Consider the following 19,775-nt stretch of genomic DNA (forward strand, 5'->3'; position numbering starts at 1 on the left):
ATGATAGATCACCTCAGCAGCTATGCCACAGATTACCCCAGGACACGCGACTTCTATCTCGAAACACTAAACGCCTTGGGTTACCCCTTGGTGATGGAACTGGTGGCCGAGTGGAACAGCGAGTTTCCCAGCCAGCGTATGTGCGCCTTCGGACCGGACAACAAACCCGTGTTTTGGATCATTGAAACCAAGACGCCCCATACGCCGCGGCATATTGCCTTCACTGCCGCCGACCGCGATGCCGTCAGCCGGTTTTATCAGCTGGCACTTGAACATGGCGGTCAGTGCAATGGTCAGCCTGGGCTGAGGCCTCATTACCACGCACACTACTTCGGTGCCTTTGTGTTGGATCCCGATGGCAACAATGTCGAAGCCGTATGCCATCAACCCCAGTAGGTATTTGAAATGAAGAAATTACTTTTATGCCTCTCCCTGTGTTTGTTGGCTCTGCCAGCGATAGCCTGCGATAGTTTTCGCCTCAAGGACGGAAAACTGCTGCATTGCGGCATGAGCCGCATAAAGCTACTTGAACTTGCTGGCTCCCCCATGGATAAATACACCCAGACACTTGGTGTCGACAGCGGCAGAGCCACCGCCGGTAAGACAGTAGAAGTATGGAGTTACCGATTGCAAGGCAGCATAGGGGCGAGTATTTGCTAAGGAAGGTGCGAACAAGTCCCATGTGTGCTCTGCGTCGGCTTACGGACCTGGATGCAAGGCGTGGTTCGCAGCAAATGGCCCTAGTCCTTTGCAAGAAGCACAACACAGCAGGCAGGCTTGTAAGCCACGCCCTTCGGGGCTTGCACAGCAACCGGCTTTCTACGTTATCCGACTTTGACAGGCCCCGGCATGCCTTCAGTCAGATGCCTTGAACGCCAATTTCTGTGCAAGCCAGAGTGCCACGAGGACTTATTCGCACCTTCCCTAACAGTCACTCTGAGTAATGGTCAGGTGCAGAATATCGTATCCGAGCAACAGGATCGCCTCTGAGCTCAGGACAAGTTTTCACAGGAGGTTCCCGCCATGACGGGATTGGAAACAGGAATACAACGACTGGTGGATGAGTTTATTGCAGCCGGTCGTCACAACGCGCGTCTGCAGCCACTGAATGAACGACGTCAGGGCTATGAAGCCAGTGTGGTGCTGGCGGGACCCGCCGCCGAAGTTTGCACCCAGGAGCTGGAGCTGGAAGGCATTCGCCTGCGACGTTACCTGCCGGACACCCCGGGGCCTTGGCCCACGCTTATCTACTTCCATGGCGGCTGCTTTGTGGCCGGAAGCTTTGTGACTCACGAGCAGCAGCTCAGCTATCTGGCCTGTCATGGCAAAGCCCAGGTTATTGCCGTCGACTACCGCCTGGCACCGGAACACTGCTATCCGGCAGCACACGACGATGCGCTCAAGGCCACCCAGGCTATACTGGCCCAGGCGGCGCAGCTACAGCTGGATCCGGATAGCGTCACTCTGGGCGGCGACAGTGCCGGCGGTCATCTGGCGCTGGTCACCTGCCTGCGCCTGAAACAACTGGGCTGGCAGCCGAAACGGCAGTTGCTTATCTACCCCATGTTGGATGCCACCGCTGCCATGGCGAGCTACCGCAGCAACGGCGACGACTTTATTATCACCCGCGATGCCTTGCTCAGCGGTTTTGAAGCCTATCAGCAAGGTTCTGGTGTCGACGCCAACCATCCTGAAATCAGCCCCCTGTATCGGGAGGATTTTCAGGGCTTGTGTCAGACTCACATTATTACCGCCGAATTTGATCCGCTGCGGGATGAGGGAGAAGCCCTGTATCGCAAGCTGGTAGCCGCCGGTGTCGATGCCCGAGCCTGCCGCTTTCAGGGCGTGATCCATGGTTTCTTCCAATTGGCCGATATCAGCTCGGCCGCGCGCGAATGTCTGGCCCAACTGGCGGCCATTCTGCGTCGTGACAGTGAAGAAGCGGCATGACAAGCGGCTCGGATGTGACTCAGTGGCAAGCGCTGGCTGACGGCTACCCCCAAGTAAAATCCATCAGCCGTCCTTTCGAGGGCGGTGCGCTTTCCTGCCTGATAAGCCGGCATCAGGTGCCGGCTCTGCTTGACCAGCTACGCCGCTATTTACAACGACATGGCAAGGAGATAGAACAGCTGGGAAAAGGCCTGCCTGACTATCTAGTGCTGGCGCAGCAGTTGCAGTGTCAGGGCGATAACTTCGAGACCGAGTTTCAGGCACCGATAAAGCTCTATCTGCAACTGACCGCCGACTTTGGTGGTTACCTTCTGTGCCTGCAATCTGATCACAGCGAGCTTCTGGCGCAAGTCCAACAGCTGGCACCGACTCCGCCCATGCCTTGGGAGAGCTTTCCCGAACTGGATCCCGATACCCTGGGTGGCCTCCAGGGCTCTCTGGCCTTTTGGCAAGACTACCTCTGGGGACCATATTGGCAGTGGCTTAGGCGCAGCGGCATTCCCAAACTGGGTGATGGCGAACTGGCACGGCGCTGGGAGGAATACAGTCATTGGCACAACGGCGAGCCGGAACTGGCTGCGGAGCAAATATAATGAAGCTGGAGCTGGCAAATACCGCAGACATCACACTCACTGAACCTGAGTGGGCCTTACTCTTGCTGGCCGACCCAAGCCGCGAAGCCGTGCAGGCTTACCTGAGAGACTGTCTGCTGCTCAGAGCCCTGGATACAGAAGACCGTCTGCTTGGGCTGGCACTGCTGCAACTGACACCGGCGTCCACACAGATTCAGGCTGAGGTAAAAAACCTCGCCGTTCATCCGGATCACCAAGGCCAGGGAATAGGTAAATGGCTATTGCAACAGTGTCAGACGCTGAGCCGGGAAAAGGGACTGGATAGCCTTTGGATAGCCACAGGCAACTCCAGCTTGGCTCAGCTTGGCCTCTATCAGAAGTGCGGTTTTCGTATCAAAGGTATTGTTCCGGACTTCTTTGCCGCTTACCCTGAGCCGATAGTGGAAAACGGTATTCTCTGTCTGGATCTGCTGCTGTTAGCTTGTCCACTGGCAGAGATCTAACCCAAGAAAGAACATCCAGTGGAATTATTCCAGGGACAAGCATTTACAAGGAGAGTTGCCATGGCCTTCAGTGACCGGGAAAAACAGCAGATGTGCGATCTCAAGGGGGTAGGAGCCACAGTCGTTGGTCGCCTTGAGCAGCTGGGATTCAGTCAGCTGTCGCAGCTGGCCGATGAATCCGCTAGCGATGTCACCCGCGCCATAGCCCAGTTGATGGGCTCGAGCTGCTGGCACAATAGTCCCCAGGCCCGCGCGGCGATCAGTGCCATCATAGAGTTGGCCCAACAACAGCGTGACCTATGACCATGAAGAAACGTTATGGCTTTATCCTGCTGCTACTGCTGATCTTTGCCGGTGCCCTGATCCCGGAAAACCCACAGGTGCCGGTTAACCAGGCCAGCGCCAAAGACTGGCATAAAGACAGTTTCTGGTATTACCCCTGGGGCACCTCAGGGGTACACAAGGGCATAGACATCTTCGCCGCCCGCGGCACTCAAGTGCAGGCCCCGACGCCCATGCTGCGCCTCTATCAAGGGGAGTGGCGTCTCGGCGGCAAGGTGGTGCTGGCCTTGGGGCCAGGCTGGAAGTTGCATTATTTCGCCCATCTGGACAGCCTGGAGCCGAACGGTTTTTATCTACCTCAGGGCAGCAAACTGGGCACAGTCGGCGACTCGGGCAATGCCAAAGGCAAGCCGCCCCATCTGCACTACAGCATAGTCAGCCTCATGCCCATGCCTTGGTTGATAGATGATGCGCCCCAGGGATACAAGAAGGCGTTTTATCTCAATCCTGTGACTTATCTGGCGCCCCGCTGAGTGCCTGCTGCCTGAGCCATTCGAGAAACACCCTGACTCTGTGGCTCTGCTCCCGGCCGGAGGTCGGCAGCAGCCGATAACTGAGCCCAGGCAACACCTTGCCCGGCAAGCAAGGTTTCAACCAACCCCGCTCCACCAAAGAGGCCACCAGCACAGAACTGGCAAGTGCCAGGCCTTCACCGGCCAGAGCTGCCTGTACCAAGTGATCCTCCTGGGTAAACTCCAGCATTCTGGCACCTTTGAACTCGTGATAGGTCTGTTGCCATTGCGGCCAATCGAGCCCGTCGAGAGCCGGGTTCTGCCAGCGGGTCTGCAATAGCGTCACCTGAGGTTGCTTGCTCTTGAGATAACCGGGACTGGCGTAAATGCCGAACGTCTCGCTAAACAGCACCTCTTCGCCTTCTGCCGCTTTGCCGTAGCGTATGCAGAGATCTGTCTCACCCAGAGGGTCGCTAGGCTGCAGCCCCTCATTGCTGCTGACCGACACCCGAATATCGGGGAAACGCTGCTGAAAGTCCGGCAATCGCTGCGCCAGCCATAGGGCGGCAAAGCCATGGGTGGTGGAAACTCTCAGCTGGTTTGGTGTCACTCCCAAACGTTCAATCCCCTGGGCTATGCCGAGCAAGGCCTGGCGACAGGATTCTGCCAACTCGGCTCCGGCCGGTGTCAGTGATACCGCCCGGGTCTGGCGGATAAACAGTCGGGTGTCCAGCTGAGTCTCGAGATTTCTTATCTGATGGGAAACTGCGGTCGGAGTCAGGCTCAACTCCTCCGCAGCCAGCTTGAAGCTCAGATGCCTGGCGGCGGCTTCGAACACTCTCAAGTTATTCAGTGTGGGTAAATGGGCAAACATTGCGATCAAATAAGTGAATTTTAATCATCTATAAGTGAGAAATGACCCTTTGTCAACTCGAGCGGTATTCCAGATAGTTATGCCCTGAGCAAACAAACGGAGAAAGTGATGAAAACCCTTTTAAGAATAGATGCTAGCACGAGAAGAACCGACAATGAAAAGCCCAGCTATAATTCGATTTCCAAGTCGTTGGCGCAGCTATTTTGCGATCACTGGCAAGCCCAAAATAATCTATCAGAATTCATCTATCGTGATCTGGGTGACCAAGCACCACCGGCCATCACCCAAGATTGGATTGCCGCCGTATTCACCCCGGAGGCACACCAAAGTACAGAGCAGCAACGGCTGCTGGCACTGTCGGACTGCCTTATCGACGAGCTGCAGCGGGCCGATATCATTCTGATCTCAACGCCCATGTACAACTATGGCATGCCGGCGGCACTCAAGGCCTGGTTTGATCAGGTCATACGCATCAACCGCACATTCAGCTTCGACTTAAAGCGCGGCGATTTTCCGCTGCGGCCGATACTCAGCGGCAAAAAACTGGTTTTGGTTTACTCCTGCGGCGAGTTTGGCTTTGGCGAAGAGGGGATCCGCGCCGGAATGAATCACCTGGGTCCCCATATCAAGACCCTGAGCCACTATCTGGGGGTGGAGCAGTTTTATGAAGTGCGCAGCGAATATCAGGAGTTTGCCGACGAGCGCCATCAGGCTTCCGTCGCAGCAGCCGGAGCCTCGCTGACAGAGTTGGCCCAAATGCTCTAGCCATTCATAAGTGTAAATAACCTTTCATCGACCGGCGAAGATGCTAGGCTCTCCCGTCTTGAAAGCCCACCTCTATTGCAAGGGCAAAAGACGATTTGGAGGGAGAATTGAAGATGCCGCGGATACTTAACCCTGTGATTGGCTTGCTGGCCCTGTTGGCAAGCGGCATGGCACTGGCCAAGGACGCACAACCGCTGCAACTCGAGCTGCGTTATTGCCAGTGTGCAGCTCCTTTGGAAACACAGGAACTCAGCCGGGAGTTCCTGGCCAAATCACGGTCACTGACAGTGGCCCTGTTGCCTGATGAAGATGCTGGCAGGGTCACAGATAAGGAGTTCAGCTTGAGTTACCAACTCCAGGCGATAGAGAGCGGTGTCTGGCAGCTTAACTATACCGCCGACTTTCATCACAACAGCAGCCACTACAGCAGTCAGAGTCAAGTCAGGCTGCCACAGGACAAGTGGCTAAAGCTGTTCGGTAATCAGAGCCAGGAAGGCACAAGCATCAAGCATTTTAACCTGCTTGGCAGAATCGTGGCCGCTCAGTAACTGCGGCCACTTTACCGCCAAGCTCTCTGCGCTTGAAGCCGGTTGTTGATATCAGTTCTTGGTCACCACCCAGAGCGCATGCAGCAGCCCGGGGAACCAGAAGAACAGACAGAGAATGATATTGATCAGCAGGTCTTTACCGGCACCCGCTTTGAGAAATACCGCCACAGGCGGCAGTAAAATAGCGATGATGACGAGCAAGAGTTTGTTGGTATCCATGGTATGACTCCTGGCGAGGAATTAAAGGGACAACCCGTTTAACTTGGCAGCATGACGCCCGGCTTGCAACCTTTTTTACCTTTGCCTCGAAGCGAGCCGACGTTTCGGCCACGCCGGAATTCATTTGCGCTTGGGCCAGTCCAAAGTCCAAGGTTCCGCTAACGCTTGCACCTGACTCAACACTCCCGGCCGCAGAAAGGCGTCGCCCTGAGATGGCAAGCTCAGGTATCTAAGGGTTTGCCCGCGCCATTCAAACTCCAGCGCATAGGCATGCAGGTAACCACGGTCGGCATCAACAGCGCTGCCACCATAGAGAGTATCCCCCAGAATAGGCACCCCCAGACTGGAAAGTGCCACCCTCAACTGATGGGTCTTGCCGCTGTGGGGTTTGAGCAGATACAGGCGCAGCCCTTCGGCAACCGACCAGGAAAAGAACTGGGTAACGGCCGGGTTGTCGGTGGAACGCAGCAGCTTATACTGACTGCGGCGGGACTTGGCCATATCACCTATGATCCAACCCTGCTTTTTGCCCGGTTTGCCCTTGGCCAATGCCAAATAATATTTCTGCACCTTGTGTTCACTGAACATACGGGTAAATTCAGCTGCCGCCTCGGATGAACGGGCCAGCAGCAATAGGCCGGAGGTCAAGGTATCGAGTCTATGCACGGGATAGAGCTTGCAGCCCAGCTCCTGCTCGGCACTGGCCACCAAACCTGCCTCACCGTGCTGGCTGTGAAAATGAACCCCAGGACGCTTGTCCAGCAGGATAAAGTCGGGCTCTGTGGCTATCACTGAATACATGGGTTAAACCTGAAATGTCACTCTGACTCTGAGACCTGGATGGTTATCTTCCAGCGAAATACTGGCGTTGTGTCGCGATAGAATCGCCTTGACCATGGAAAGCCCCAAGCCGGTACCCTGCTGATGGCGGCTGGGATCCAGCCGCACCAAGCGCTCAAAGACCCGCTCACGCTCCGCCTCCGGGATCCCGGGACCATTGTCGCTGATGATGACCTGGTTGGCTTGCTGCGAGATGGTGATACAGGCCCCCTCGCCCGCATAGCGAATGGCGTTGTCGACCAGGTTGAACAGCGCCTGGAACAAGAGGTGTTTGTCACCTGTGATATGGCAGTCCTCACTGGTTTCCAGCTTGAGCTGCTGGCCTTCTGCCTCGGCCAGCACGTCGGCCATATCCAGCAGATCGGTGCACATCTGCTGCAAGCTGAAACTTTCCAGCTCCAGTTTTTGCTGCCCTTCTTCAATGCGGGTCAGCGACAGCATGGCGTTGAAGGTCGCCAGGCAGTGATCCAGCTTTTCAATAAGAATCGCACTGCGCTCCGGGATCTCTTCCGCCGGATATTGCGGCAACTGCTCCAGCCCTATCCGCAGGTGCGACAAAGGCGTGCGCAGGTCATGGGCAATATTGTCTGTCACCCCGCGCACTGCCGTCAGGTTGTGCTCCAGGGTATCCAGCACCCGGTTGAACTGGCGCGCCAGCATGTCGAATTCATCACTGTTGCGACTCACCGGCAGGCGGGTGTTGTAATAACCTCGCTCTATGCGTTCACTCAAGCGGTTGTATTGCACCAAACGCCTGAGAAGCGCCTTGGAGAACAGGTATCCCATGGCCAAGGTCAATACCACGGTCAGCATCACGGCGGTAGCCGCTGCGCTGAGAAACTTCTCGATCAGCGTCGCCAGGTGGTCGGTACGGGTAGCGATCAGCACAGGGCCATAGCGGGTCATCACCACGCCGCCTGTGAGAATATGCAGCTTATCCGGGCCACCGGTGAGAATGGGGAAATCGCGGGTTCTGGGTAGCAGCGGCATATTGTCGGGCATGAAGGTCAGCGCCCCCACCATATCCGGGCTACCCTGCCAGGCTATAAGTGCGGTTTGCGGATCGGCGGCGCGAATTTGTGCCGCAAAACTGCGCTGATCCACACTCAAGGCCAGCTGTTGATAGCGCTGCGCCTCCGACGCCAGGTGTTTCTCAACCTGAGACTGCTGCTCTGTCACCAGCTGTTGATAGAGGGCAAACAGCAAGGCGCCGATGATCAGAGTCACCAGCACAGAGAAGAAGATTGTGATACGCCATACGCTGCTCTGGTAAGGCTTAATGGCTTTGGCGGAGACGATAACCAGCCCCTCTTATGGTTTCAATCAGCTCGCCGTGACCCAGCTCTTCAAACTTGCGTCTCAACTTGGCGATATGCACATCAATAACATTGGTTCTGGGATCAAAGTGGTAGTCCCATACGGCTTCAAACAGCAGGGTGCGGCTGATCACCTGGTTGGCATGTTCCATCAGGTACTTGAGCAGCTGGAACTCCTTGGGCTGCAACATCAGTTCAGTGCCGTCCAGAGTCACTTTACGGGTCAGCAGCTCCATCTCCAGCAGACCCACCTTGAGATCTGTCTTGGCCGGCTGTGACTGGCCGCGCAGCATCAGCTTCTCGGCCCGCACCAGCAGCTCGGAGAAGGCAAACGGCTTGGTCATATAGTCATCGCCGCCGGCGCGCAGTCCCTTGACCCTCTCGTCGACATGGCTGAGCGCCGAGAGGATCAGTACTGGGGTCTGATTGCCGGTGGCCCGGAGCGCCGCCAGCACCTTGAGGCCGTCGAGCCCGGGTAACATGCGATCCAGAATTACCAAGTCATACTGACTACTGGTCGCCAACAGCAAACCCTGATGACCATCGGCAGCAGTTTCAATATTGTGTCCCTGCTCCAGAAAGCCTTTGACGATATAGTCCTGTGTGGTTGCGTCATCTTCGACCAGTAGTATCTTCATTGTCAGTCCCATTTCAGTAGAGGCAATGGCCGCTGTTTTTCGATATCAAACGCCAGCTTATGCTTGCCTCGTTCATCCATTACTTTCAGCTCCAGGTAGGCAATCCCCAGATCTTTATCCAGTTGGGCTTCCAGCAGATGAGCATTGCTGTTTTGCATTGCCATTTCCACCAGTTGGGAAAAGCTGAGCTGCTTCTTGACCAGGAGTTTGACCACAGCCAACTCGGCCATATCGTCTGCCTCGAGGCGTTCGACTTTGCGCTTGAGTACCTCGCCGTTGCTGGCGAGTATATCCAGCTCTGTGGTAGTACGATCATCCGGGTTTATCAGGTCAATTTCATAGACCAAGACCCCATTTTCCACATCGGTTTCAAACTCGACGATCACCCCGGGAAACTGGGACTCAATGCGCTGCATCAGCTCTATGGGTTGAATGCGTTCATTATCATTCAACAATTCCAGCAGCGAGGGAGCCGCGACTGCCACCGAAGAAAACAGTACCAGCCCCGCCAATAAACGTCTCATTTTGCCTCCATCCGAGCGCTGGCACTGAAGGCCAGCCACTCATACAAGCCATGGTTCATTTTGCAGTTTCACCAACTAGAGTGATACTTTCAATTTCAACTTCCTTGCCGTTCCACTCCTTGTCGACCTCACCGGTCAGTTTCACCAGAGTGCTTTCTTTCACATCGGCATTGATATTCCGCCAAAGGTCATGGTCGATTTCGACTTTAACCTCTCCGGAATCATCACGGAACAGGTAAGTTTCGTCGCCCAGGCTCTTCACCAGATAACCTGTCAGCTCCACCTGGGTGTCATCGTTGGCCTGCTCGACCTGAGACGCTGTACTAACCCGATTTTCGGCTCCTGGACCGGTATAAGCAGCCAGAGCAGCGGCACTGCAGAATGAGGATAATACCAATAAATAAGTTAACTTTTGCATCTTGTTTCACTCCTGTGGTTGTTTCAATGGCTGCAGTATAGATTTCCGCGCTTGAAGCCAGGATGGAAGCAAGATTAAGTTTTGATCATCTAGTTAACAACAGGCACAAAAACGCAGCCTTTGTCAGCGCTCGAGGATATGAATTTGTTCGGATTTGAGCGCGACTTCGGTCTGCATACCGGCAACCAGCTCCAACTTGCGCGCCAGATGTAACGGCACTTCGGCGCTGAGAGTCTGATCCACGCCTTCGATTGCCGCCAGCAGGCGCACAGATTCACCCATTACCAGCAGGGATTCGAGCCTGACATTGAGTTTATTGAAGCTGCGGCACAGGCGGCCACGGCTGATGGAGTTAAATCTGACGCCTTGATTGGGCACCACCCAGCGCACCTTGTCTCCCGGATTCAGGCGCGCGTCATAGTCACAGGCAATCAGTTGCTCGCCAAACTTGAGCCAGGTGAGTTGCCGCTCCAGCTCCAGGGCCACCACTTCGGAATCAAACAGGTTTCTCAGGCCCATCTGCCGGGCAACCGCCTCGTTGCGGGGTTTAGCCAACACTTCATGGGGCACACCCTGCTGCAGCAACTGCCCTTGACTGATAAGCACCATGCGGTCGGCCAGCAACAAGGCTTCGTTGAGGTCATGGGTCACCATGATCACCGGAATATGCAACTGCGACTTGAGCCGCGCCAGCTCCAGATACAGGCGCTCACGGGTCTCGCGATCGACCGCGGAAAAAGGTTCATCCAGCAGCAATACCGAAGGCTCACGCGCCAACGCTCTGGCCAGCGCCACCCTCTGTCTCTGGCCACCGGACAACTGCTCCGGCAAACGATCCGGCAAACCGTGCAGATTGACCCGCTCCAGCCAATCCAACGCCCTGGCCCGGCGTTCGGCCTTGGGCAGATGATCCAGCCCGGCGATTACATTGTCGACCGCACTCAGGTTGGGAAACAGGCCAAAATGTTGCGGCACAAACCCCAGATGGCGCTGCTGCGGGCTCAGGTTCACCGTCTCGGAAAACCAGGGTTTATCACCATAGCGGATGCTGCCGGATTGCGGCTTATTGAGACCGGCAATCATCCTCAGCAGCGTGGTCTTGCCGCCACCGGAAGGCCCCACCACGGCCAGGACTTCACCGGCACGGCAAACAAAGTCGGCCTGCAGTGGAATCCCCTTGGTTTGATGGATGCTGACATGCAGATCTGTCGGGGTCATTTCAATCTCCCGAGCCGCCGCGACAGCCCTGTGGTCAATGCCAATGTGGTGATGGCAAATAGCAAGAGTACCAGCGACATAGTACCGGCAGAGGCGAAGTCAAACGCCTGGACACTGTCGTAGATGGCGATGGAAATCGTCTTGGTCTCTCCCGCGATGGAGCCCCCCATCATCAAGACGACACCAAACTCGCCGAGCACATGGGAGAAACACAACACCAGGGCCGTCAAAATCCCCGGCCACACCAAGGGCAACTCCACCTTGAACAGCTGTTTGGTGCGACTCATGCCACAACAGGCGCAGGCATCGCGCACATCCTGAGGAATAGCTTCAAAGGCTCTTTGAATAGGCTGCACCGCAAAGGGAATATTGACCAGTACCGAGGCGACCACCAGGCCGGAGAAATGAAATACCAGCTGCACTCCCAGGGTTTGCTGCAGCCATTGGCCAAGCCAGCTTTCACTGCCAAGCCCTACCAAGAGGTAATAGCCTATAACCGTGGGCGGCAACACCAGGGGCACCATGATCAGCGCCTCTACCCAGGACTTACCGTGAAACTCACGATAGGCCAGCAAGCGGCTCAACAAGATGGCAAGCGGCAAGAGCACCAAGACACTGATGGCAGCCAGTTTGACCGAGAGCCACAGCGACTGCCAATCCATTCAGCCTCCCTCGGGCAAGGCAAAGCCATAGGCGCTGAACACTTGTCGCGCTTCCTGCCCCTGCAGATAGTCATAAAAGGCTTTGGCATCGTCGCTGGCTTTCTCAAGCAGTACCATGCGCTGGGTCAGCGGGGCATGGGAGTCTACCGGCAACGCCAGATAGTGACCTCTCGCCTGAAACTGCGGCGCCACTGCCAGCGACAGGGCAACTATGCCGCCCTGAGTCGAACCACTCAAGGCAAACTGCGCCGCCTGGGAAACGTTTTCGCCATAGATGAGGTTGGCCTGCAACTCCTGCCACAGGCCCTTTTGCTTGAGCAGCGCACGGGCGCGTTCGCCATAGGGAGCATGATCCGGGTTGGCGATGGCAAAGCGCTTGATCTGCCCGGCGGCCAGAGCTTGTTGCAGCCCCTGTAACTCTTGATCCAATTTCAGCGGTGAATTCTTGGGAGCCACCAGCGCCAAGCGCCCGTAAGCGTAGACTACCCCCTTGTCACGGGTGATGCCGGCGTCAGCCAGCGCGTCAACATAACGCTCGTCGGCCGAGAGAAACAGCTCGAACGGCGCACCATGTTTTATCTGCGCCACAAAGTTACCGGACGAGCCGTAGGAGATCTTGAGTTGGCGTCCTGTCTGTTGCTGATAACGCTCGGCAATATCATCCAGGGCAAACTTGATATTGGCCGCCGCAGCCACATGAACGCTTTGCGCCGCCGCAGCCGGCAGACACAGACCAAGCAGCGCCAGTGCGGTCAGCACGGCCTTGGTCGTCGAATTCAGCAATCGCTCCAATAGCACCATCACACGCTCCGGTTACTTTTCCCAGGCCTTGGCGGCCTGCTCGTCGGCATCGCGGGCCTCAACCCAGTGTTGGCCACTCTCACCGGCTTCCAGTTTCCAGAATGGCGCCTTGGTCTTGAGGAAATCGATGAGAAACTCACAAGCCGCAAACGCCGCCTTGCGGTGGGCACTGCTGACACCGATAAATACTATCTGTTCGCCCAAATGCATAGTGCCAACCCGGTGAATTATGGTCAGCTGATTCAGCGGCCAACGCTCACGGGCTTGAGTGGCAATTTGCCCCAAAACGGCTTCTGTCATCCCGGGATAGTGTTCCAGCGTCAGGTCGGTAACCGCGCTGCCATCGTTGAAGTCGCGCACCTTGCCGACAAAGGTCACCACGGCGCCGTCGCTGTTGTCGGCGGCGATGCGGGCATATTCGGCCGGGACATCGAAGTCGGCGGTTTGTACCAAAATACGATCGCTTTGCATCTCAACCTCCGGTTACCGGTGGGAAGAAGGCCACCTCGTCACCCGCTTTGATCTCTGTATGCCAGGGACTGAGGGTTTGGTTGACGGCCACCAGCAGTTTGTCGGACGCCATCACTCTGGCCCACTTGTCGTCTGTGGCCGCCAATTGGGCACGCAGCGCCTCGGCCGTCAAACCCGGCTGGCTCTCAACTTCAATGGCAGCCGTTCCCAATAATTCGCGTACTTGAGCAAAAAACAGCACTTTAATCATATCGTTACACCTTAAAATGACCGGATTTACCGCCGCGTTTTTCCAGCAGTCTTACCTGGGTAATCACCATATCCTTCTGCACCGCTTTACACATATCGTAAATAGTCAGTGCCGCAACCGAGGCCGCCGTCAGGGCTTCCATTTCAACCCCGGTTTTGCCAGCCAGCTTACACAGGCTGGTGATCCTGACCCGGTTTTGCTCCGGCTCGGCCTGTAGATCCACCTCGACCTTGGTCAGCATCAAGGGGTGGCACAAAGGGATCAGCTCTGAGGTTTTCTTCGCTGCCATAATGCCGGCGATTCTGGCGGTGGCGAACACATCGCCCTTATGGTGGCTGCCACTCATGATCATCTGCAGCGTCTCGGCAGACATCTCAATATAGGCCTCTGCACGGGCTTCGCGCTCGGTAATCGACTTTTCGGTCACATCCACCATATGGGCGTTGCCATCGGCATTGATATGGGTAAAGGCATTAGTCATCTATAGCAACCTTTTTCAAATGGGATACGAAGTTACAGGGCCGGTGCCGGGCATCCGGCTGCTCTTTGAGGATCTTGTTCCAGGCCGTACGGCATGCGCCGGTGGAAGCGGGCAGACAAAACAGCGCCGTTTGATTGGCGATATTCAAAGGCTCAAAATGGGTATGACTGCAATGTCCCATGTCAGTTCCTGCTGCTGAATGCTACCGAGATGGCGATGATAGTATCTGACGCCCAAACGAGCGGCCACCCTCAACCGCCGATAGAGGCCAGGTGTTGGGTCACACCGGTAATACCTTGGTGCAGATAGTGAGTCTCTTTCTTCTGCTGCAACTGCTGATGCAAACGGGCAATCAACTCATCCTGCTGTTCAGGACTCTGAAGCAGATCACGAAGATCGACACCATGTTCGGTGAACAGACACAGGTGCAGCTTACCCTTGGCAGAAACCCGCAACCTGTTGCAGCTGGCGCAGAAGTTTTTGGCATAAGGCATGATGAGCCCGATACGGCCACGATAATCAGGATGGCTGAAGTTTTGCGCCGGGCCATCTTCGGCCGCGGGCTGATCATACTGCCAACCTTCGGCCTCGAGTCTGGCCTTGATATCGGCTCCGGCCAGGTGATGCGCCTTGAAATAGTCGTGACCCAACCCGGTTTCCATCAGCTCGATGAAACGCAGATCTATGGGGGTATGTTTGATCCAATGCAGGAAACGCGGCAGATCCTTGTCGTTGAGATCCTTGAGCAGCACGGCGTTAATCTTGACCCGCTCAAAGCCAGCTTCCAGCGCCGCATCTATACCGCGCATGACCTCATCGAACTTGTTCTCGCCGGTGATCTGATAAAACATCCTGGGGTCCAGGCTGTCCACAGACACGTTAATCCGCCTCAGCCCGGCGTAGTACCACTCTTTGGCGTGCTTCTCGAGCCTATAACCATTGGTGGTAGTCGCGATAGTGTGAATTTCGCTGTTATCGGCAACTGCACGGATGATATCGGTAAAGTCTTTGCGCAGCGTAGGCTCGCCACCTGTGATCCGCACTTTGCGGGTACCTACTTTGGCGAAGGCGGCAACCAGATTCTCAATCTCGCTGAGGGTCAGAAAAGAGGGCTTGCCCTCCGGGCGATAACCATCCGGTAGGCAATAACTGCATTTGAAGTTACAGACGTCAGTGACTGACATCCGCAAATAGTGAAATCTTCGACCAAAATTGTCTTGTAACTGGGACATGATCACCTTTCCAAGTCAGGGAGGTGAGGGCATTTCTTTGCTCACCCCGGTGGCAAAATTGCCACGGCTAAAGGACCATATCTTCACTGACGTAGGACCAAAAGCTCGGAGAACCGTCTGCGCCAATTATAGGACGAAAAGGGGGGCGAACCATACCCCTAAAAATGTATTTCCCGACTTGGCTCAAATCTGCGTGGACTTTTTGTGACAGGTCTCACTCAGAAATTTCATCGAATCCCTGTGCCGCTTTCCGATCAAATACTGTGCCCTGGATGGATTTTCAGGTAAGGTTGGAGCTGGATAAAAATAAAACACCCGTTTACATCGGGGGACTTTGAAGGATAGAGGTGACATGATGGAACGCGAATCAATGGAATTCGATGTTGTTATCGTCGGTGCAGGCCCCGCCGGACTGGCTACGGCTTGCCGTTTGATGCAGATCTCCAAAGACAGCGGCAAAGAGATCAGTGTCTGTGTGGTCGAAAAAGGCTCTGAAGTTGGCGCGCATATTCTCTCCGGCGCCGTCTTTGAACCCAGCGTATTGGAAGAACTCTTCGGTGACTGGAAAGAGTTGGGAGCGCCCCTGCATACCCAGGTTACAGAAGATGAAATCTATCTGCTCAAGTCGGCCGAAGATGCCAAACATCTGCCCAACAGTCTGGTACCCAAGACCATGCACAACCATGGCAACTATATTATCAGCGTCGGTAATCTCTGCCGCTGGATGGCCGAGCAAGCCGAAGGCCTGGGAGTGGAGATATTCCCCGGTTTCGCCGCCAGCGAGCTGTTGTTCAATGAAGATGGTAGCGTCAAGGGAATACTGATTGGCGACATGGGCATAGGCGCCGATGGCCAGCCCAAAGACAGCTATATGCCGGGCATGGAATTACACGCCAAATATACTGTGTTTGCCGAAGGCTGCCGCGGCCATCTGGGCAAGCAGCTGATAGAAAAATTCCACCTGGATAACGGCAAGACACCACAGCACTACGGCATAGGCTTCAAAGAGATTTGGAAGATCCCTGCCGAGCAACACCAACAAGGTAAAGTGGTTCACAGTGGCGGCTGGCCGCTGTTGGAAGGCGCCAGCGGTGGTGGTTTCCTTTACCATATGGAAGACAACCAGGTTGCCGTGGGACTGATCATCGACCTCAACTACAAGAACCCGCATCTGAGCCCTTTCGATGAATTTCAGCGTTACAAAACCCACCCTGTCATCGCCAAGACCTTAAGTGGCGGCGAACGTTTGAGTTATGGTGCCCGCGCCATCACCAAGGGGGGTCTCAACTCTCTGCCCAAGATGAGCTTCCCAGGCGGTCTGGTAATAGGTTGTGATGCAGGGACACTCAACTTCGCCAAGATCAAGGGTACCCACACCGCCATCAAGAGCGGTATGCTGGCGGCCGAGACTCTGGCCGAAGGCCTTATCGCCGGGGTTGAAGGCGGAAAAGATCTCGACTGCTTCCAGGAACGGCTGGAACAGAGCTGGCTCTTTGATGAGCTTTACCGCTCGCGTAACTTCGGCCCGGCCATGCACAAGTTCGGCACCTTCCTGGGGGGAGCCTTTAACTATATCGATCAAAACTGGTTTGGCGGCAAGTTCCCTGTGACCCTGAGAGACGATCATCCCGACTATGCCCAGATGGGCGAAGCCAGCGCCTACAGCAAGATTGACTACCCCAAGCCGGACGGCAAGCTTAGCTTCGACAAGCTCTCTTCAGTGTATCTTTCCAATACCTTCCACGAGGAAGATCAGCCCTGCCATCTGCGTTTGAAAGATGCCAACATCCCTATTGCGGTCAACCTGGTGAAATACGATGAACCGGCGCAGCGTTACTGCCCTGCGGGTGTCTATGAGGTGGTTGAAGACGAGGGGCAACCCAAGTTTGTGATTAACAGCCAGAACTGCATTCACTGCAAAACCTGTGACATCAAGGACCCCAGCCAGAACATCACCTGGGTGACGCCCGAAGGAGGCGGTGGTCCCAACTATCCCAATATGTAGTTGATTAACCTAAACCACAAAAACGCGTCTTTATAAGGCGCGTTTTTTTATTTACCGAACGCAACATTAGGCTCTATTGAAGCAAGGGCAATTTTTAGTCATAATCCCGGTTCTACAATAAGATCCAGCCCCATAAAACAGCTGGCATGCCTATACTCTACAAAGACTTAAGGGAAAGTCCCTGCCACTGTGTTAGCTCGCGGCCGTAACCAACGCCGGCTAATTAATGCTGTTGTCCACATTAATAAGGATATGGATAGGCGATCGCTATGAAACTCATGCTTACCATCAAACAAAAGATTTTACTGACGGTGACTCTGGCCGTGCTGATGTCGACTATTTTAGTTGGTGTGCTCAGCCAGCGCAGTGCCCGTGAAGTTGTCGAACAACGTATGCTCGGTTCCGAGCTGCCCAGCTTGATGCTGCAGATCCGCAATAAGTTGGATCTGGAGATCAGTACACTGATGAACGGTGCCGAGCAACTTGCCCACAGTCAGATGCTCAAACACTGGTTGGAACAGGGGCGTCCCGAAGCCGAAGTCCCCTTGGTCATCTCACAACTCAAGGACATGACCCGTCAGTATCATTTGGCGCAAGCCTCCTACGCCGACCGCGAGACGGCGGCCTATTACACCCAGGACGGTTTCCTGCGGATCCTCAATCAACAGCAGGACGGCTGGTTCTTCAACTACAGAGACAGTCGCCAGGAACGCATGTTGAATGTGTTCACCGAAGCCAACGGCGAGGTCAAACTCTTCATTAACTATCAACAGCCCAACGGTCGCGGCCTGGTGGGGCTGGCCAAGTCGCTCGACGATATGGTGCGCCTGCTCAACTCCTTCAAGATTGAGCAGAGCGGCTATGTGTACCTCACCGACAATCAGGGCAAGATCCAACTGCATCCGGACAAGAGTCTGACAGGCAAACGTAACTTGCAGGATCTCTACCCAGGCAATGTCAGCAAACTGTTGAATAAGAGCGACTTCCAGTTGCTCGAAACCGAAGTCAATGGTACCGATATGCTGGTTGCCAGCAGCTATATTCCGTCAATGGATTGGTATCTGGTGGCTCAAGTTCCTCAAGGGGAAATCTTTGCCCTGTTGCAAGAGGCCGCCTACCAGATTCTGTTATGGACAGCATTGATTGCCGCCGGCTTCATCTTCCTGGCTGTGATAGTGGCCGGCTCTGTTAGCCGCCCCATCAGCAAGGTGGCGGAAATGTTCCGCGACATAGGCGAAGGCGAAGGCGACTTGCGCCAACGTCTGCCGGTCGAGGGTGAAGATGAAATAGCCCAACTGGCCAAGGGCTTCAACAGCTTTATCTCCAAGATCCAGGACTCTGTGGTCGAAGTGGCCGCCACCAGCGAACAGTTGGGGTTATCAGCCAAGGATGTCTCGGCGCAGGCCCAGCAGACCATGAGCGACAGCCAGGATCAGAAAGACCGCACCATGATGGTGGTGACCGCCATCAACGAAATGGGGGCAACCGTTAACGAGATTGCCGCCAATGCGGCCCAGGCGGCGGTAACAGCCAAAGATGCCGACAGCGAATCGGCCACTGGCCAACAGGTGGTGACCCGCGCCCGGGATACCATTAACCAGCTGTCGCAGGATGTGGCTCAGGTCGGCGAAGTAATCGAGTCTCTGGCGACCCATACCAAATCCATCGGCGGCATTCTGGATGTGATCCGTGCCATCTCGGAGCAAACCAACCTACTGGCACTGAATGCCGCCATTGAAGCGGCTCGGGCCGGTGAAGCCGGCCGTGGTTTTGCGGTTGTGGCCGATGAAGTCCGAAACCTGGCTTCCCGCACCGCGGCCTCAACCGATGAAGTGCAGGTAATGATAGATAAGTTGCAGGCCGAAGCCGCCAGAGCCGTCAGTGCCATGGAGCTGAGCCGTAATCGCTCCCGTGAAGGCGTTCAGGCCGTGGATGAAGCCAGCCAGGCGCTCAGCGGTATTTCAGGACAAATTGCCCAGATAAGCGATATGAATATCCAAGTGGCGGCGGCCACAGAGGAGCAATCCACTGTAGTGGAGGATATCAATCGTAACGTCAGTGAGATCAATGAGATAACCCAGCGAACAGCCGAGACCGCTGAAGCCGCCGCTGCGGCCAGTGACGCACTCAATAATCTGGCCCATAGGCTGGATACCTTAGTCGCCCGCTTCAAGGTTTAACCTCAGGTTCCCCAACGGCAGCCTTGCCACTGCCGTTGGGAATACTGAACCTCATTCCCGCAAAGCCTTGAGTACACATGCAACTCCTGAATCTTACTGCTGATTGGTATAACATAGCCGCAACTATCTTTCGGCTAATAAAAGAGTATTCATGGAACCACAGATAGAATGGGCGCTGTCACATATCGCCTGGCTGATGTTTATTCTGGCAGGACTCTTCTTTGTCTTGCAGCTTTGGCGTTGGCAGCAGCTACTGAAACATATACGGGTTCAGTATCCTGAACTGGCTCATACAGATGAAAATGATTCACCAAATATAGCGATAAGAATCAGACAGTCGCTGGAGTCTGGCACTCTGGCCAACAGCCAGGATCCTGTGATTATTCGTTACCAGAAACAACAGAGCAGCCTTAGACTGATCATGGCTATTCTGTTGACCATAGGCTTTGTAATGGCCATATTGGAATGAGCTAAAACCCGTTAAGCCCAGCGCTATTCAAGACAGACTATAGAT

At 55.1% G+C, this 19,775-nt stretch carries 26 protein-coding genes, 1 pseudogene and 1 riboswitch; of the genes and pseudogenes, 12 read left to right on the plus strand and 15 right to left on the minus strand.

Translation table 11 applies throughout. The features are described 5' to 3' along the window. The 7 genes from ACF8D4_RS11325 to ACF8D4_RS11355 all read left to right on the plus strand — a co-directional run bounded on the left by ACF8D4_RS11325 (position 1) and on the right by ACF8D4_RS11355 (position 3,840). On the plus strand, positions 1 to 396 hold the full coding sequence (locus ACF8D4_RS11325) for a VOC family protein (RefSeq protein WP_045283322.1): 396 nt from the start codon (positions 1 to 3) through the stop codon (positions 394 to 396). A gap of 9 nt (positions 397 to 405) precedes the next feature. Further along, entirely contained in the window at positions 406 to 660 is a 255-nt protein-coding gene (locus ACF8D4_RS11330) for a hypothetical protein (RefSeq protein WP_139190668.1), read from the plus strand. Between the two features lie 363 nt (positions 661 to 1,023). Further along, positions 1,024 to 1,950, plus strand: a complete 927-nt coding sequence (locus tag ACF8D4_RS11335; protein ID WP_208150232.1) for an alpha/beta hydrolase — start codon at positions 1,024 to 1,026, stop codon at positions 1,948 to 1,950. Beyond that, on the plus strand, positions 1,947 to 2,543 hold the full coding sequence (locus ACF8D4_RS11340; RefSeq protein ID WP_208150233.1) for a hypothetical protein: 597 nt from the start codon (positions 1,947 to 1,949) through the stop codon (positions 2,541 to 2,543). The genes ACF8D4_RS11335 and ACF8D4_RS11340 overlap by 4 nt, the downstream gene beginning before the upstream one ends. Then, complete coding sequence (locus tag ACF8D4_RS11345) at positions 2,543 to 3,025, plus strand: N-acetyltransferase (RefSeq protein ID WP_045283324.1); 483 nt, start codon at positions 2,543 to 2,545, stop codon at positions 3,023 to 3,025. Before ACF8D4_RS11340 ends, ACF8D4_RS11345 begins: the two co-directional genes overlap by 1 nt. A gap of 60 nt (positions 3,026 to 3,085) precedes the next feature. After that, complete coding sequence (locus tag ACF8D4_RS11350) at positions 3,086 to 3,328, plus strand: hypothetical protein (RefSeq protein ID WP_025889214.1); 243 nt, start codon at positions 3,086 to 3,088, stop codon at positions 3,326 to 3,328. 2 nt (positions 3,329 to 3,330) lie between these two features. After that, on the plus strand, positions 3,331 to 3,840 hold the full coding sequence (locus tag ACF8D4_RS11355; RefSeq protein ID WP_107110842.1) for a M23 family metallopeptidase: 510 nt from the start codon (positions 3,331 to 3,333) through the stop codon (positions 3,838 to 3,840). On the opposite strand, the gene ACF8D4_RS11360 is transcribed toward ACF8D4_RS11355, so the two are convergent. Further along, positions 3,809 to 4,693, minus strand: coding sequence for a LysR substrate-binding domain-containing protein (locus ACF8D4_RS11360; protein ID WP_208150234.1), 885 nt, complete (start codon positions 4,691 to 4,693; stop codon positions 3,809 to 3,811). The genes ACF8D4_RS11355 and ACF8D4_RS11360 overlap by 32 nt on opposite strands. A gap of 108 nt (positions 4,694 to 4,801) precedes the next feature. Here ACF8D4_RS11360 and ACF8D4_RS11365 point away from each other — a divergent pair, with 108 nt between their 5' ends. Together ACF8D4_RS11365 and ACF8D4_RS11370 are read left to right on the plus strand one after the other, a co-directional pair. Then, positions 4,802 to 5,458 carry an FMN-dependent NADH-azoreductase gene (locus tag ACF8D4_RS11365; protein WP_208150235.1) on the plus strand — a complete coding sequence of 219 codons (657 nt, stop codon included), beginning with the start codon at positions 4,802 to 4,804 and terminating at the stop codon, positions 5,456 to 5,458. 113 nt (positions 5,459 to 5,571) lie between these two features. After that, positions 5,572 to 6,006, plus strand: a complete 435-nt coding sequence (locus ACF8D4_RS11370; protein WP_045283328.1) for a hypothetical protein — start codon at positions 5,572 to 5,574, stop codon at positions 6,004 to 6,006. 51 nt (positions 6,007 to 6,057) lie between these two features. Here the strand turns inward: ACF8D4_RS11370 and ACF8D4_RS11375 are convergent, their stop codons facing one another. The 14 genes and pseudogenes from ACF8D4_RS11375 to moaA all read right to left on the minus strand — a co-directional run bounded on the left by ACF8D4_RS11375 (position 6,058) and on the right by moaA (position 15,076). Then, the gene (locus ACF8D4_RS11375) at positions 6,058 to 6,225 is read right to left on the minus strand and encodes a YqaE/Pmp3 family membrane protein (protein WP_025009192.1); all 168 of its coding nucleotides are present in this window, start codon (positions 6,223 to 6,225) and stop codon (positions 6,058 to 6,060) included. Between the two features lie 120 nt (positions 6,226 to 6,345). Continuing rightward, positions 6,346 to 7,026, minus strand: a complete 681-nt coding sequence (locus tag ACF8D4_RS11380) for a TIGR01621 family pseudouridine synthase (protein ID WP_144227015.1) — start codon at positions 7,024 to 7,026, stop codon at positions 6,346 to 6,348. Positions 7,027 to 7,029: 3 nt separating this feature from the next. Further along, on the minus strand, positions 7,030 to 8,292 hold the full coding sequence (locus tag ACF8D4_RS11385) for a HAMP domain-containing sensor histidine kinase (protein WP_025889207.1): 1,263 nt from the start codon (positions 8,290 to 8,292) through the stop codon (positions 7,030 to 7,032). A 49-nt stretch (positions 8,293 to 8,341) separates the two neighbouring features. Further along, positions 8,342 to 9,019 carry a response regulator transcription factor gene (locus ACF8D4_RS11390; RefSeq protein WP_025009189.1) on the minus strand — a complete coding sequence of 226 codons (678 nt, stop codon included), beginning with the start codon at positions 9,017 to 9,019 and terminating at the stop codon, positions 8,342 to 8,344. A gap of 2 nt (positions 9,020 to 9,021) precedes the next feature. After that, positions 9,022 to 9,543 (minus strand): PepSY domain-containing protein, encoded by a 522-nt coding sequence (locus tag ACF8D4_RS11395; RefSeq protein WP_025009188.1) that lies wholly within the window; start codon positions 9,541 to 9,543, stop codon positions 9,022 to 9,024. Positions 9,544 to 9,598: 55 nt separating this feature from the next. Further along, a complete protein-coding gene (locus ACF8D4_RS11400) occupies positions 9,599 to 9,961 on the minus strand; it encodes a YgiW/YdeI family stress tolerance OB fold protein (protein WP_144131323.1) in 363 nt (120 codons plus the stop codon). A 123-nt stretch (positions 9,962 to 10,084) separates the two neighbouring features. Then, on the minus strand, positions 10,085 to 11,179 hold the full coding sequence (locus ACF8D4_RS11405; RefSeq protein ID WP_044735497.1) for an ABC transporter ATP-binding protein: 1,095 nt from the start codon (positions 11,177 to 11,179) through the stop codon (positions 10,085 to 10,087). Further along, positions 11,176 to 11,841 carry a molybdate ABC transporter permease subunit gene (modB, locus tag ACF8D4_RS11410; RefSeq protein ID WP_025009185.1) on the minus strand — a complete coding sequence of 222 codons (666 nt, stop codon included), beginning with the start codon at positions 11,839 to 11,841 and terminating at the stop codon, positions 11,176 to 11,178. Before modB ends, ACF8D4_RS11405 begins: the two co-directional genes overlap by 4 nt. After that, positions 11,842 to 12,642, minus strand: coding sequence for a molybdate ABC transporter substrate-binding protein (gene modA / locus ACF8D4_RS11415; RefSeq protein ID WP_144168202.1), 801 nt, complete (start codon positions 12,640 to 12,642; stop codon positions 11,842 to 11,844). 12 nt (positions 12,643 to 12,654) lie between these two features. Next, positions 12,655 to 13,113, minus strand: coding sequence for a molybdopterin synthase catalytic subunit MoaE (gene moaE, locus ACF8D4_RS11420; protein WP_025889201.1), 459 nt, complete (start codon positions 13,111 to 13,113; stop codon positions 12,655 to 12,657). Position 13,114: 1 nt separating this feature from the next. Further along, positions 13,115 to 13,363, minus strand: coding sequence for a molybdopterin synthase sulfur carrier subunit (moaD, locus tag ACF8D4_RS11425; RefSeq protein ID WP_025889200.1), 249 nt, complete (start codon positions 13,361 to 13,363; stop codon positions 13,115 to 13,117). A gap of 4 nt (positions 13,364 to 13,367) precedes the next feature. Then, a complete protein-coding gene (gene moaC, locus ACF8D4_RS11430; protein WP_025889198.1) occupies positions 13,368 to 13,844 on the minus strand; it encodes a cyclic pyranopterin monophosphate synthase MoaC in 477 nt (158 codons plus the stop codon). Next, positions 13,837 to 13,986: pseudogene (locus ACF8D4_RS11435) on the minus strand (molybdenum cofactor biosynthesis protein); the annotation flags it as partial. The gene moaC and the pseudogene ACF8D4_RS11435, both read right to left, overlap by 8 nt. A gap of 109 nt (positions 13,987 to 14,095) precedes the next feature. Continuing rightward, the gene (gene moaA, locus ACF8D4_RS11440; RefSeq protein ID WP_208123954.1) at positions 14,096 to 15,076 is read right to left on the minus strand and encodes a GTP 3',8-cyclase MoaA; all 981 of its coding nucleotides are present in this window, start codon (positions 15,074 to 15,076) and stop codon (positions 14,096 to 14,098) included. Then, a riboswitch (molybdenum cofactor riboswitch) is annotated at positions 15,064 to 15,199 on the minus strand. It overlaps the preceding gene by 13 nt. A 232-nt stretch (positions 15,200 to 15,431) precedes the next feature. Here moaA and ACF8D4_RS11445 point away from each other — a divergent pair. The 3 genes from ACF8D4_RS11445 (at position 15,432) to ACF8D4_RS11455 (ending at position 19,730) form a co-directional block, all read left to right on the plus strand. Beyond that, positions 15,432 to 17,081 carry an electron transfer flavoprotein-ubiquinone oxidoreductase gene (locus tag ACF8D4_RS11445; protein ID WP_044736027.1) on the plus strand — a complete coding sequence of 550 codons (1,650 nt, stop codon included), beginning with the start codon at positions 15,432 to 15,434 and terminating at the stop codon, positions 17,079 to 17,081. Positions 17,082 to 17,350: 269 nt separating this feature from the next. Then, positions 17,351 to 19,261: a methyl-accepting chemotaxis protein gene (locus tag ACF8D4_RS11450; RefSeq protein WP_044735503.1), complete on the plus strand. Its 1,911-nt coding sequence runs from the start codon at positions 17,351 to 17,353 to the stop codon at positions 19,259 to 19,261. A gap of 151 nt (positions 19,262 to 19,412) precedes the next feature. Beyond that, the gene (locus tag ACF8D4_RS11455; protein WP_392468725.1) at positions 19,413 to 19,730 is read left to right on the plus strand and encodes a hypothetical protein; all 318 of its coding nucleotides are present in this window, start codon (positions 19,413 to 19,415) and stop codon (positions 19,728 to 19,730) included. The last annotated feature ends 45 nt before the right edge of the window (positions 19,731 to 19,775 follow it).

It is taken from the genome of Shewanella sp. YQ_9, from assembly GCF_043103185.1.
GTDB classification, from domain to species: domain Bacteria; phylum Pseudomonadota; class Gammaproteobacteria; order Enterobacterales; family Shewanellaceae; genus Shewanella; species Shewanella algae.